Here is a 13886-nt window from a genome sequence, read left to right on the forward strand (position 1 = left end):
TGACGGTGAGGGCATTGATGTCCAAGCACCCATAGATCAGCTGTATCCAGACAATAAAGTTCTTTACTAAACAATAAAGTTGTTTACTAGACAAAAATGTCCTTTACTGAGGACTGGTGATGTTGCGCAGTAGTATACGTACTGCGAATTATAGATTTTCGATTTACATCTTTTGCTGGTTTAATCTTTCTTCTAAATCAATGTAAGATTCAGATAACCAAGGATGTACCACTTTTAACTGACTTTTATGCTGCATCAGATAATCAATATAGGTAAACGCTGCCTTTGTTAATGAATCATGTAGTGAATTATTTAATTCTTTTATGTAAGGGGGAGAAGTTCTTAAGCCTTTTATCAACAAGTTAAATGCAGCATTGCATTGGAACTTAAGACCTCCAGCTGATTTTCTTAAATAAATGTACTGTGCTAGATCATAAGCTCTGGACACCTTATTTTTGGTGCCCTTTTTCATCTTTGTACGATACAATGTTTGTTAATGGGGGATTATCATGAACACACTCAAAAACTATGCAATAAGGTTAAAACAAGAATTATTCGTTCTTTATCTATCCTATAAAGACCTTAGAACTCCTTGGTATGCGAAAGCCATTGCAATCTGTGTTGTGGCTTATGCATTTAGTCCAATTGATTTAATCCCCGATTTTATTCCAGTTTTAGGTTATCTTGATGATCTAATTGTTGTCCCATTTGGAATCTCCTTAGCCCTAAAACTGATACCACCTATTGTAATTGAAGAAAATCAAGAAAAATCTAAAGAGATTAGAAAAAATGCAAAACCTAAAAATTGGTTTGTTGGCATTCTCATTATTTTAATTTGGCTATTACTCGCTGTTTGGATCGGTAATTTGATCGTTGAACTTATTTCACGATAAAAGTACTGCTACACAGTTTGTTTCTACAGCACATTAGCTTCGTATAATTTTAGACATAAACCGATCACTGTTGCATTTCCTTTTGTATCTTTTCCACGATAACTTTCTGGTAATTCGGGTCATTTAATACGTGTATGACATCGCGTCTTTTACATATCTCTTTATCGTTACAAGTAAATGTGTTGTTCGTTAAGTTCCATCGTATCGTAAAGTCTTCTGAGTGTTCTTCTGTAAAATCAGTTCTAAATTTTAATTTAGCGTACTCCTTTTTTGAATCTTCCCACTCCCAGTCTTGGAACCTGGTGTAGAAAAAGTACTCATCCATTTGATTCACCTCGTTTTATTCTGATTAAATTTCAGGCTGTCATTGAGAATGTCGTACAATCACAGATTCCGTAAAAAGTTGTTTACTAGGGAAAAAATTTTTCACTGAGAACGTAGTTGCACAGTATGATACGTATTGCGAATTAAGATTATATTATTTACACTCAGCATAAAGTAACTGTACATCAAAAAGTAAATCAGGACTATTAAATATATATATTTTTGTTCATGTGGTAAGCTCAATGAAAAATATTTTATAAGGAGATTGAAGCTATGGTTGACTCAGTTACTTTAATCAGTTTTTCACTGGTAGCTTTGGGAATTGTATGCGCACCCGGACCGAATATGATGTATCTCGTATCCTGTTCTATAACTCAGGGTAAGAAAGCTGGTTTCTTTTCCTTATTGAGCGTCGTCACAGGTTTTATTGTCTATGTTATCGCGACAATCTTAGGACTTGATTTCATCTTTAAAACGGTTCTGCTTTATTCAGCCATCAAAATAGCGGGAATCATTTATTTACTGTGGATGGCATGGAACGCCGTAAAGCCAGGTAGTGAGTCGGTTTTTGAACCTCATGATGTACCTCATCAAACTCTGAAAAAACTATATTTGAACGGATTAATGACGAACTTATTAAATCCAAAAATAGCGGTTCTTTACATATCTCTGTTACCTCAATTTGAACATCCTCAAAATGGTCCATTGGCCTTGCAAATCGGAGTGCTTGGAACCACACAGATTATCATTAGCTTTTCCGTAAACTTATTAATCGTGTTATTTGCTGGTCAAGTTTCCCAAATGTTAAGAGAGAGACCGGTATGGAAAAAGGTTCAAAAATATTTCATGGCAACTGTTTTAGGTCTATTGGCGTTAAATTTGGCATTTGTCAAAAACAAATAAATTTTGTTCAACTTTTTACTCAGGCTCGCTTTAAGTATTGAAATACAAAATCAAACCTTCGCCCAATAGGCGAAGGTTTTAGTCTCTCTGTGCATTCGTCCACAGTTCCCTGTTCGATCAAAATAAAAAACCCCGAAATTGAATGTTCATTCATCCAACTTTGGGGTTCAATTGATTCGTTTAGATTTACACCGTACCTTGTATCTTCTTACTCCGTTACTTTCTTCTTTAAGCTCTCAACAAATGCGTCAACCGCTTCTTCTTTCGTCGCCCAAGAAGTCACCAGGCGAACAGCAGTATGTTCATCATCAACTTTTTCCCAATCAAAGAAATTAAATTGCTGATGGAGTTCCTCAAGTAATGTGTTCGGCAAAATCGGAAAAATTTGATTTGAGACAGGTGGTGTCAGGAACCCGTAGCCTGCAGCATCGATTCCTTCGCTGATTTTCGTTGCCATCGCATTTGCATGAGCAGCGAGATCAAAAAACAAATTATCTCTGAACAATTCGAGAAATTGGATGCCGGTTAGTCTTCCTTTTGCTAACATCGCACCTTTTTGCTTCATATAGAATCTGAAGTCCTCTTTGAGTGCATCATTACAGATGACAAGCGCTTCGCCAAGCAGTGCGCCGTTCTTCGTGCCGCCAACATAAAATACATCGACAAGATTAGGCAGATCACTCAAATCAAGGTCATTTGCAGAAGAGGTGAGTGCCGAACCTAGCCGCGCGCCGTCCATATAAAAATACAGGTAATTTTCCTTGCAGAACGTGCTCAACTGTTCGACTTCATTTTTTGTGTAAACAGCGCCGTTCTCCGTTGTGTCGGATATGTACACCAGCTTCGGTTTAACCATGTGTTCATCCGGGTGTGCGTCAAGCACCTCCTGAATACCGGCCGGGGTCAATTTTCCGTCTTTCCCTGAGTTCACCGTAAGCACTTTGTGTCCCGTTGCTTCAATAGCACCTGTTTCATGAACATTGATATGTCCGGTTATCGCCGCAATTGCTGCATGATGCGGACGCAAGAATGCCGAAATCGCAGTTAAGTTCGTCTGTGTTCCGCCAGTCAAAAAATGAATGGCAACATCGGAGCGGCCCATTTTTTCTTTAAGCAGTTCTGCCGCTTGCAGTGAATAATGATCTTCGCCGTACCCTTCCTCCTGCACCATATTCGTCTCAATCAGTGCATTCAGAATTTGCGGATGCGCGCCTTCACTGTAATCATTCTTAAAGCTGTACACAAATGCTCACCTCAGCTGTTCAATTTTTCACACGATTATAATTGGACTATAGCATAGTGTCCGGTGAATCGGAACCCTTAAAACACCCATTTCGGAAATGTAAACGGATTAACCGCCGTAATAAAAACCGGTCTCTTTCATCGTCAGCGGATCACCGGTTTTATGCACACCCGCATTGATCACTTCGCCCACATAAATGAAGTGGTCGCCAATTTCCAAACGATCAACAACCTTGCATTCAAAAAAGCTCAGTGCATCTTTAAAAATTGGGCAGCCGGTTTCCTCTGTGTAAAATTCATAACCCGCAAGCTTATTTTCCTCTGCTTCAAGCGCACGGAAAAAAGCAGTGACCATATCTTTTTGGCCGCTCTCTAGAATGTTGACGCTGAACAAACCGCTCGTTGCAATTTGCTGCTGAGAACGTGTCCCCGCTTTTACAGCCAGTGTAACAAGCGGCGGTTCAAAAGAGGTTTGCGTCAGAAAATTTCCGGCGAAGGCATTTACACCGCTCTCATCCTTTGTCCCAACAAGATACAAGCCATAGGTAATGCCGCGAAGAGCTGTTTTCTTTGCTTTTGGATCCATCATTTTTGCTCCCTCTCTAAATTCACATTTTCGTCACATTCTATTATAATACATCATCACTGTTAATCACCTAATAAGAATAGGTTGCAAGTAAAGAATCTCCACTGTTCGATCCTTTCTCGCAACCTAAATTGGCTTTTGTCTATAATTTTCGTTTTGATTGCACTTCTATAATCCACGGTCACTACTCTCGGATCAAACGTTCTGATTCCAATTGATTAATTTTTCTAATCAGGCGAAAGGTCATTCGAGCAAAAAGAATGCAAATGGGCAGGAGAATGACCCCGCATGACAAATTAATCCAGCTTCTATCGTCTGTAACTCCTGCAAGAATTAAGTTGGCAGCTACAGCAACGAATTCAATGGTTGTAAAAAAGATCCAAAGGTTCTTAATTCGCTTGTAATGAAGAATTCTCGAATCGATATCTGAGAATAGGTTGAAGGATCCTTTTTCAGCCGCTTTTCTCAAATAAACCCAATTTGAAACGCTGGATACGCATGTAATGCCTGTCTCTTCAAGAAATTGGAGATAATCTTTCGTCTCCTCATGTTTGAGCCCGTGTTTTAAGAATTCAATACGGTAACTATACTGACCCTTATCACATGATTCAAATGTATAACAGCCAGGGGTATATTTTTTGAATGCCCAGCCTTTCTGCGCCATTTGATTAAGCCAATGCTCTTCTTTCTCAAAGTCATAAAATAGCTTAAACACTTTTTTCTTCATGCGTCTCCCCACCTACAATTTTTTTACCGTTCGCCAGCAGTTCGGTTAATCGGTTCATTTCATCATTTACCGCTCCCTTGCCTAATTCAGTGATGACGTACTCCTTTTTTCTCGAAGCTTTATTTGTTTCCCACGGCGTAATCCATTCCTTTTTTAAAAGCGTGTTAATCGCTCCATAAAGCGTACCTGCTCCAAGTTCAACCCTTCCGCCGCTTAACTCACCAACATTTTGCATAATCCCATACCCATGCATCGGTGAATAAAGCGAGAGTAAAATGTAAAACACTGCTTCTGTTAATGCGCCACGCTCACTGCTTTCCGGCAATGCCAACAGCCCCTTATGTCGTTATGCGTTATATCGTCTACCGATATATAAATTATATCGGTAGACGATATATTTGTCAATATTTAATTTGCTTTGAAAAACCAGGCATGCCTGATCCTTGGCTATCAATCTTTATGCGGCTTTAATTCACTAGACTTGTGCTTTATGACACTTCAGTTGCTGGCATCAACTGGTGCGACCGCGGGCGATCCGTGAGCCTCCTCAAACAAACAGAAATCTGCGGGGTCTCACTTAGCTCGCATCAACAATACCAGTCCCGCAGGAGTCTCGCACTTTCGTGTTTGAACCTAAATCACGGCGAAGTAACGCCGATCATCCTAGTAACTACGACCTGAATTTTAAACTTTCTTTTCTTGTAAAAAAAAACGATTGACCAGAGACCACGGCCAATCGCTTCATTCAATGATTCACTTTAGATCTTGCTAACAACATCCAAGCCTTGCTTACACTCGATTACTTTCCCACAACACGGCTTCTTCGCTCAATCAGGATGGTGTCATGCCATGTTCCGTCAGGCATCTGAGCAACTTTTTCTCTGAACCCGATTTCCCGAAATCCGCATTTTTTATGTAAGGCCCGACTGACTGCGTTCTCCTTAATGATCGCCGACTGGAGCGTCCAAAATCCTTGCTTCTCCGATTCATCGATTAATTTCTGAAGCAGCAAGGTCCCGATTCCGAACCCCTTGCTGTCCGGATGGATGTAAATGCTGAGTTCTCCAATTCCCTTATAACAGCAACGGCTTGAAACCGGACTCAGTGCTACCCATCCTAAAATTTGATCGCCGGCTTTCGCAATGAATCGGCAGCATTGCAGATGTCCTTGATCCCATTCTTTCCAACTCGGCGCCTCCGTTTGAAAAGTCGCGATACCCGTTCTTATACCTTCTTCATAGATTGCGCGAACTGAAGGCCAGTCCGAAGGAGTCATCTCTTCCAACTTAATGGCGGATTTCTCGATCATATACACAGACACCCCTATTAAATAATTTATATCTATCATACCATTTCATAGATTTCAAAATGTGCAGAAACAATAAAAAATGCATTAATGAAAGGCGTATAATGCACATTAGGAAACTGATAAATAGACTCTGCGTTTAATCATGTTTCTGTTTAATAATTTGTTGATAAGGGGGTATATGAGTGAGATACAAACGTGTTCTAGTAAAAGTGAGTGGTGGAGCTTTAGCAGGAAAATCAGGAGATGCTTTTGATCAATTTCGATTAGAACATGTAGCTGATGAAATACTGACACTGGTTAATCAAGGGATAGAAGTCGCAATAGTCGTTGGTGGAGGAAACATTTTCAGAGGACGTCTGGCAGAAATGTGGGGGATTGATCCTGTTGAAGCGGACAACATTGGCGTTTTGGGAACAGTAATTAACAGCCTTATGCTTCGAGGGGTTCTGAAAAGTAAAACGAATAAAGAAGTACGCGTGATGACATCAATACCAATAACAAGTGTCGCAGAACCGTACATAAGATTGCGAGCTACCCATCACTTGGATAAAGGCTATATCGTTATCTTTGCCGGCGGGAATGGACAACCTTTTGTTACAACTGATTATCCGGCTGTTCAGCGTGCACTAGAGACACATTGTGATGCGATCTTTGCTGCCAAACAAGGGGTTAATGGTGTATATACAAATGATCCGAAAATAGATTCTAAAGCCAAAAAATATAAAACCCTCAACTATAACGACGTGATTAAAGAAAATATCAAAGTCATGGACCAGTCGGCACTTATTCTAGCACGTGACCACCATTTACCTGTACACGTTTTTGATTTTGAACAAACAAATACAATGACTCTGATATGTCAGGGAGAAAATAAAGGAACCATTGTGAGTAATCTAGCTACGTCTTTTGAATAAATAGATGATTAATTCTCCTCGTTAGCTTTCCTGATTTTCATTCAAAGTCCGTGCTTATTATAAGTTGACGGAAACTGCACAATAAAATGTGTTGTAAACCTTGAAAAGGATATGATGAAATGAATTTTGTGTTAGATTTGGATGGGACTATTTGCTTTAAAGGTCAACCTATCTCAGAAAAAATCATGTGCGCTATTGAAAGCTTAACGAGAGAAGAGCATCAAGTCATTTTTGCTTCTGCAAGACCCATTCGTGACATGCTGCCAGTTCTTCATCAACAGTTTTACAATTACACGATGATCGGGGGCAATGGATCTCTTATTTACAAGAATGGAGCCATTAAGAAAGCTCATTCCTTTTCACCAGCTGATGTTAAAAATGTCTTATCGCTGATTCAAGAATTTAAAGCTACCTATCTCTTAGATGGTGACTGGAATTATTCGTACACCGGTCCAGCTGATCATCCAATATTACAAAATGTAGACCCCGCTCATTTAGCCAAACGTGTCCCACTTGAGCGTTTTACCTCAATTGTAAAAGTGTTAATACTAAGCTCCACAGATAATAAACAATTAGCCAAGAGATTAGAAGACCTTAATCTCTTTGTCAATCATCATGCGAATGAGGATGTACTCGATATTAGTCCCAAAGGAATAAGTAAGTGGAGTGCTCTTGAATCTTTAGGCGTTAAAAGTAACTCCTACATAGCTTTTGGTAATGACGCAAATGACCTAACAATGTTTACTCACGCTTTCCACACTGTGATGATCGGATATCATGAAGAATTATCAACACTCGCAACGGAACGTATTTCTATGAATGGCGACGTTGAACAAGAAATTGTTAAAAAAATAACTACTCTTTCAGCTTATCAATTTTGTAATAAGTGATTCACTTGATGTTGCGCAGCCCGTTTTTTACTGCAACGTAGACGAATACTGTGAAATAAAAAATCTAAAGTTAAGTGGGAGAAGAAAAATGAAAATAGTATTAGGAGCTGGAAGAACGTCATTTAGTGGTTGGGTTAGTACGCAACAAAATGAATTAAATTTATTAAACCGAAAAAAATTTGAACAAAGATTTTCAGAAAATAGCATTGATGCCATGTTAGCAGAGCATGTTTGGGAACACATGGCAATGGAAGATGGAATAATTGCAGCTCAAAATTGCTACGACTTTCTTAAACCTGGTGGCTATTTACGATGTGCAGTCCCAGATGCTTATTTTCGTAATGAAGAATATCAGAAATTAGTCCAAGTTGGAGGCCCCGGACCAGCTGACCATGCAGCAGCAACGCACAAAATAGTTTACAATTATCATACATTTTCGCAAGTGTTTAAAAAGGCTGGGTTTGAAGTTGATCTATTAGAATATTGCGATGAGGAAGGAAATTTTCATTACACATATTGGAACGAAGATGACGGAAAAGTGGGGCGTTCATTTCGATATGACACCAGAAATAGTATGAACAAACTAGGAATGGTATCCGTGATCATAGATGCAAAAAAGCCCTTGGTTATGACTCTATCAAGTTATAAATAAAAAAATGAAATGTTCCTTATTTCAAGCATAGTACATCCTTTATTGCGCAGAAGACGTATAGTAATCATGGAGGAGAATGTCTATGACTCAATTAACAGGAAAGATAGTTATTGTTACAGGAGCCAGCCGTGTAAAGGGCATTGGTGCGGCTATATGCAGAGAGTTAGCATCAGCTGGATGTAGCATATTTTTCACTTATTGGACTGCTATGATAAAGAAATGCCTTGGAGTGTTGAATCAGATGAGCCTGAGAAGTTAAAAAGCGAATTACTACAAAAAGGTGTTAAAGTTTCATGCATGGAGTTAGATTTGTCTAACACTCAAGCACCTGAAGTCCTCTTAAAGCATGTGATTAACGAAGTAGGATATCCGGATATCCTAATAAATAATGCAGCTTACTCAACAAATAATGATTTTTCTAATTTAACCCACGAGGAATTAGATAGGCATTATAAGATTAATGTGCGGGCAACTATGCTGTTAAGCATTCAATTTGCCCGAGTTTTTAATAAAGAACGTGGTGGAAGAATTGTTAACCTTACCTCAGGTCAACTTCTTGGCCCAATGCCTGGTGAACTTGCCTACGCAACAACAAAAGGAGCAGTGGATGCAATGACAATTACATTGTCAGCTGAACTTGCACCTCATGGAATAACGGTGAATGCAATAAATCCTGGCCCAACTGACACAGGATGGATGACAAATGCAATTAAAGATGAACTCAAACCTAAGTTTCCATTTGGTAGGATTGGGGTTCCAATGGATGCTGCAAAAATAATAAAATTTCTTGTAAGTGATGAGGCTGATTGGATTACAGGTCAGACTATTCATTCAGAGGGTGGATTTATGCGATAAAGATGCGTTATGAAATAAAACATGTTTTACTATGGGTGATAATATTGGATATTTTTGATAAAAAACAACCAGAACTAATGAATATCAATAGTAAGCTGCGACTACATAAATTCCATGATGTTGATACTCGCTCCCTTAATTGGTACCAGGATTTACAGACATTTTTAACGTATTCTAAAATAAGAGGATTTTACGAACGGTCTTCTTTCTAATAATTTTACGTATAAGAATTTTGAAGGACAATTCGCCACCCATCCGGATCCTCGATGGTTACTCCGTTATTTTTCCAATACGGATTTTCAGGTGCAACTTCTTCGTAACCCATCTGATTCAATCTTTGGACAACCTTGTCTCTAGCATCTTTATCAGGGAAATAGAATACGAGCAAATTATCTTTTGTAGGTGCCGGACACGGACTCCCGTCTACATGCTGGGTAAACTCCAAATGGTAACTTGCATCAGGTAAACCGAGCATGATGCCGTCATATCCGCTATGTCCTTCAAATGATCCAATGACTTTTAATCCGACACCATCACGATAAAATTCTACAACTTTGTGTAATTGATTCGTGGGTCTTGCAACTCGAAATTGCGCAACCGGCAAATTATCCGACCAAATTTTTCTCATTATTGTATCGCCTCTTTTTTTGTCCGTGAATATTCAGGACGAATAAATCATGTGCTTTTCTGTAAAAACATCTCTTGATAAAAATATCCAAAAAGGGAAGACCGTGCAACTGTTATGACTTTATTTCAAAGCTATAATAAAGTAAATTCTAAACTGATTTATAATGAACAGTATGCTCAACTAGTTAGCTGATTTTTCGTGACGTAATCCTTAAATAGTAACCGTCTGGATCAGCTAAGCGAAAATCTAACATACCCCAATCTTGTTTTGTTAATTCTGATTCTAGCTTAACTTGCGTATTGATTACATGTTGATAGTGACTTTGGATATCGTCCACAACAAATATTATTTCAACGCCTATTCCCTTTCGAGTTGACAAAAGATCACCAAAATAATGGTTCGTGTTAATGTAAGCATCCTCAGTCAATAATAGCTTGAGGTTGTGCGCTTTAAACATTGCACTTGTTTTATCTTGTGATAGTAACTCTAGCGGTTGGAAGTGGAGCAAATGTATACTGGTAATTCTTCCAATCTGTACTTACTCCATTGCATAGTAGACAGATACTAAATAACAATAAACAAATGGAAAAAGTAAAGTAATAATGGAGAGAAAAATGAGCATAGACAAGTCATTTGAAAATAAAGCTTTTTTCAAGGTTGCAAATGATTTCTGTGAGTATATCGAAAAGCATAAGCTGTATAATGATCTAAATAAATTTAGAGATTTGCATAAAAGGCTGTTAATCATTTATCAGGCTGCCTGCTCCCTAGTTTATGTAGACTCCGATTCTAATCCAAAGCATGAAGCGATTACTTTACCGATCATCAAAGTAAAAAAATATAATTATTATTGGGAACTATTCGATCCTTACCACCCCGATAAACCATTGACAGGAAGCTTGAGTGATGATTTGGCAAGTATCTACACAGAACTTAAAATGGGAGTACAGCTATTTAAAGACAATGAAGTGAATGAAGCACTTTGGCATTGGAAATTCGGTTTTGATAATCACTGGGGATTCCATACAGTCGATGCTTTGCGTGCACTGCACTATGTAATTTTCAGAGAACTGAAGAATGATTCAGAATAAAACTATTTGACGATTTTATTGCACAGTCCATGTTTTACTGCGAAGCAGAAAGATAGTATAAAGTAAATATGTAAGATTTTAGGAGGGGATAACATTGACTGATCTATTAACCTTTGATTGTTATGGTACATTAATCGATACCTCTGCTTTTTGGAAAGAACTTGAAGCAATTGCTTTGGAACAAGGGATAAATAAAACATTAATGGTCAATACATATGGCAATTTTGAAGAACGTTTAATGTATGGAGAAGGATTGTTTACTGTTTACAGTGATCTTATCTATAAGACTCTGCAGTATTGCGAGATGGAATTAGATGTTGAAAAGTTAACCGATCACTATGACCGGTTAATCAAAGTACACAAAGATCTTTCTCCATTTCCTGAAGTAATCGATACATTGAAAAGTTTGAAATCAAAAGGTTATCAGACAGCTATAATGTCAAACTCTGATTGGAATATTATGAGATATAATCTAGAATCCCTTGAACATGATTTTGATGCTGTTTATCTTGCTGAAGATTTGCACGCCTACAAGCCTCAATTAAGTTTTTTTGAACAGGTTCAAAGCAAATTGTCAACAAATCACCATGTACATATAGCTGCCGGTTTTTGGTGGGACATGGTTCCGGCACAAAGAATGAACTGGAGAAGAGTTTGGGTTAATCGCCAGTCTAAAAAGGGGCTCCAAAATTGCATGCCATATGGTGAAGTTAAGGACTTAAACGAAGTATTAAATTATTTATAACCATGTACTTACTTTAACTCTACATGCGGATGGGTAGTAATGTGTAATAGTATAATCTTTACAATAATAATTGAGGTGTTTTAATTGACTGGAAAAAAGAATATCCGATTCGTTTGATATTTGGTGGAAGTAACGATACAGAAACTTTACTTAATATCGTTTTCGAACGACCGACCATTCATTGAAAAAATTAAAATTGATCCAGAAACTGATAAATTGCAACTATTGTCATTTGAGGACGACATATCTGAAGGAAAAGTTATCTATGAGGATAAAGGGATTTTCGGACAATATAAACTGACAAAAATAATTCTCCCCAAAAATATCAGTATTTTAAATTAATAACGAGAACGATTAGGAAGGTAAAATAATTTGAATCATTTAAAGACGTTAAAAAACATCACTAAAATTTTACTCTGGGCGATATCAATCAGTATTATTACATCATTCTTATTAAACATTGCTCCAAACTCACCTATTGGCGTGATAAAATTTTCAATGCTAGGTAATCAAGAATATGACTTGACTATGATTAAATCAGTTTTATCAGTGGCATTGTTTATTTTCTTGATCTGCATGTTTTTCTTTTTTGTTTACTCCATTGTCTACTACGTTAAGCATAAATTATAACTTTATCGTAGTCCGTGTTTACTTTGCACCAATAAAATGAGATCAATTTAATAAAATAGATAAACCCACACCGTAGGCCTATCCGCGCCTGCGGTGTGGGTTCATCGTCAATAAATATACGTATAAGATCGAGATTCTGTAAATTACACTCTTGGAATAATTGTCTGAATTCGCTTGAGTCTTGGCGCAAGCAGCACAACCACAAATGGTGTGAGTGCGATCGGCACAACGTCCGCGATACCAATCCAAACGACGCAGTACCAGTAGCCAAGGCCAGTGAAGAAGGACAGTGAAAGACTGGTTGCGAGAATCATCAGGCAGCCGAACAGCAGCGACCAGAATAGGGATTTCCAGATGAACGATGCTTTGTTCACAAGCAGTTCGTCAAGCGACTTTTTCCGTGTCATCACATACGCAGGGAGCGCGGCGCTAAGTGCAACGGTAATGCCGTCAGCCAGCAGCGTGTGCGGCGCAATGAAATAACCACCGAGCAGTGACCAGACAAGCGTGCCGATGTACCCGGCGAAAAATCCGGATACCGGACCGAAAAGAAATCCAATAGCAGGAATGATGAATGCAAAAGTTCTGAAATGAACGGCACCCGGGATCAGCGGAATCGGGCTGCCGTAAGCCCAAAGCACGCCGGTAAATACACCGAAGATGACAAAGAAAATGATGTTGACGAAGGTAAATTTCTTCACGGGGTAACGCCTCCTCAATAATTTGTTTTTGCAAAAGCAGATATTATATCTTTAAGCTCTTTGACCGCGTAGTCAAAAAGCCTTTTGCCTTTTTCAGCAGTAGCATAAGTTGGAGCACCGATGACGCCGCTCTCTGTGACATCGCTTGTTTTCCAGCCCGCATTATACGGGCCGAACAGGGTCACAAAGTCATTGTCGCGAAGTGCTTCAACAGGATCCTCATCAACCGCGAGCTCCATGTGCACTGTTTCCGGTGCTGCGTGCAGCATCAGTGATGTTTCAAGTTCGCAGGCGTGGAACACGCCGTATTTGCCTGACTGTTTCAGTCCTTTAAGCCCTTTTTCCCAGAATGAAGTGAACCACCAATCAAAGACAAAGACATCCATGCCGAAGTCAATTCTCAGGTCACGGCTGATCATGTTCAGCATATCTGTATTGCCTCCGTGGCTGTTAAAAAGCACAAGCTTCTTAAAACCACTCTTGGCAATCGCTCCGGCAATATCATGCAGCACAGCGTAATAGGTTTGCGTGCCATAGGTGATGGTCCCGGCGAAGCCCATATGCTCATTGCTCTTGCCTACATTCAGCAGCGGAGCAAAAATCAACGAACCTTCATCGAATTGTTGCGTTGCGATAAAATGATCAATCAATGCTGACAGAATGATTGCATCCGTGCCGACAGGAAGATGCGGACCATGCTGCTCCGTAGCCGCTGTCGGCAGAAACACAATCGCCGAATCCTTGTCAATTGCTGCAATCTCATCCCTGGTCAAATTTTCCCATTTTGAAATCATTG

At 39.0% G+C, this 13886-nt stretch carries 17 protein-coding genes and 1 pseudogene; 8 read left to right on the forward strand and 10 right to left on the reverse strand.

Translation table 11 applies throughout. The annotated features are described in order from the left end of the window. Positions 1–163: 163 nt before the first annotated feature. Entirely contained in the window at positions 164–448 is a 285-nt protein-coding gene (locus P343_RS33435; protein WP_152525317.1) for a hypothetical protein, read from the reverse strand. 61 nt (positions 449–509) lie between these two features. On the opposite strand from P343_RS33435, the gene P343_RS33440 reads away from it, so the two are divergent. Then, positions 510–893, forward strand: coding sequence for a YkvA family protein (locus P343_RS33440; RefSeq protein ID WP_023511270.1), 384 nt, complete (start codon positions 510–512; stop codon positions 891–893). 597 nt (positions 894–1490) lie between these two features. Further along, positions 1491–2120 carry a LysE family translocator gene (locus P343_RS33450; protein WP_023511272.1) on the forward strand — a complete coding sequence of 210 codons (630 nt, stop codon included), beginning with the start codon at positions 1491–1493 and terminating at the stop codon, positions 2118–2120. 208 nt (positions 2121–2328) lie between these two features. Here P343_RS33450 and P343_RS33455 read toward each other — a convergent pair whose 3' ends face one another. The 5 genes from P343_RS33455 to P343_RS33475 all read right to left on the reverse strand — a co-directional run bounded on the left by P343_RS33455 (position 2329) and on the right by P343_RS33475 (position 5984). Continuing rightward, positions 2329–3363, reverse strand: coding sequence for a threonine aldolase family protein (locus P343_RS33455; RefSeq protein WP_023511273.1), 1035 nt, complete (start codon positions 3361–3363; stop codon positions 2329–2331). A gap of 108 nt (positions 3364–3471) precedes the next feature. Continuing rightward, a complete protein-coding gene (locus tag P343_RS33460; protein WP_031264182.1) occupies positions 3472–3948 on the reverse strand; it encodes a flavin reductase family protein in 477 nt (158 codons plus the stop codon). A 184-nt stretch (positions 3949–4132) separates the two neighbouring features. Next, a complete protein-coding gene (locus P343_RS33465; protein ID WP_051384787.1) occupies positions 4133–4675 on the reverse strand; it encodes a DUF2812 domain-containing protein in 543 nt (180 codons plus the stop codon). Next, positions 4656–5000 (reverse strand): PadR family transcriptional regulator, encoded by a 345-nt coding sequence (locus P343_RS33470; RefSeq protein ID WP_023511276.1) that lies wholly within the window; start codon positions 4998–5000, stop codon positions 4656–4658. The genes P343_RS33465 and P343_RS33470 overlap by 20 nt, the downstream gene beginning before the upstream one ends. 474 nt (positions 5001–5474) lie before the next feature. Continuing rightward, positions 5475–5984: a GNAT family N-acetyltransferase gene (locus P343_RS33475; RefSeq protein WP_023511277.1), complete on the reverse strand. Its 510-nt coding sequence runs from the start codon at positions 5982–5984 to the stop codon at positions 5475–5477. Between the two features lie 182 nt (positions 5985–6166). On the opposite strand from P343_RS33475, the gene pyrH reads away from it, so the two are divergent. The 4 genes and pseudogenes from pyrH (at position 6167) to P343_RS33495 (ending at position 9295) form a co-directional block, all read left to right on the forward strand. Further along, the gene (gene pyrH / locus P343_RS33480; protein ID WP_023511278.1) at positions 6167–6898 is read left to right on the forward strand and encodes a UMP kinase; all 732 of its coding nucleotides are present in this window, start codon (positions 6167–6169) and stop codon (positions 6896–6898) included. Positions 6899–7017: 119 nt separating this feature from the next. Next, a complete protein-coding gene (locus tag P343_RS33485; protein ID WP_023511279.1) occupies positions 7018–7788 on the forward strand; it encodes an HAD-IIB family hydrolase in 771 nt (256 codons plus the stop codon). A gap of 88 nt (positions 7789–7876) precedes the next feature. Then, complete coding sequence (locus P343_RS33490; RefSeq protein WP_023511280.1) at positions 7877–8440, forward strand: class I SAM-dependent methyltransferase; 564 nt, start codon at positions 7877–7879, stop codon at positions 8438–8440. Between the two features lie 82 nt (positions 8441–8522). Then, positions 8523–9295: pseudogene (locus P343_RS33495) on the forward strand (SDR family oxidoreductase). Positions 9296–9512: 217 nt separating this feature from the next. Here P343_RS33495 and P343_RS33500 read toward each other — a convergent pair. Together P343_RS33500 and P343_RS37705 are read right to left on the reverse strand one after the other, a co-directional pair. Continuing rightward, the gene (locus P343_RS33500; protein ID WP_023511282.1) at positions 9513–9923 is read right to left on the reverse strand and encodes a VOC family protein; all 411 of its coding nucleotides are present in this window, start codon (positions 9921–9923) and stop codon (positions 9513–9515) included. Positions 9924–10107: 184 nt separating this feature from the next. Further along, positions 10108–10380 carry a VOC family protein gene (locus P343_RS37705; protein ID WP_340139683.1) on the reverse strand — a complete coding sequence of 91 codons (273 nt, stop codon included), beginning with the start codon at positions 10378–10380 and terminating at the stop codon, positions 10108–10110. A gap of 157 nt (positions 10381–10537) precedes the next feature. Here P343_RS37705 and P343_RS36470 point away from each other — a divergent pair, with 157 nt between their 5' ends. After that, positions 10538–11014, forward strand: coding sequence for a DUF5063 domain-containing protein (locus P343_RS36470; RefSeq protein WP_023511284.1), 477 nt, complete (start codon positions 10538–10540; stop codon positions 11012–11014). 94 nt (positions 11015–11108) lie between these two features. Next, entirely contained in the window at positions 11109–11759 is a 651-nt protein-coding gene (locus P343_RS33515; RefSeq protein ID WP_023511285.1) for an HAD family hydrolase, read from the forward strand. Between the two features lie 773 nt (positions 11760–12532). On the opposite strand, the gene P343_RS33530 is transcribed toward P343_RS33515, so the two are convergent. After that, complete coding sequence (locus P343_RS33530) at positions 12533–13090, reverse strand: hypothetical protein (RefSeq protein WP_023511288.1); 558 nt, start codon at positions 13088–13090, stop codon at positions 12533–12535. 14 nt (positions 13091–13104) lie between these two features. Further along, positions 13105–13884: a creatininase family protein gene (locus tag P343_RS33535; RefSeq protein ID WP_023511289.1), complete on the reverse strand. Its 780-nt coding sequence runs from the start codon at positions 13882–13884 to the stop codon at positions 13105–13107. Positions 13885–13886 lie beyond the last annotated feature (2 nt).

It is taken from the genome of Sporolactobacillus laevolacticus DSM 442 (assembly GCF_000497245.1).
In the GTDB taxonomy this organism is placed as follows: Bacteria; Bacillota; Bacilli; order Bacillales; family Sporolactobacillaceae; genus Sporolactobacillus; species Sporolactobacillus laevolacticus.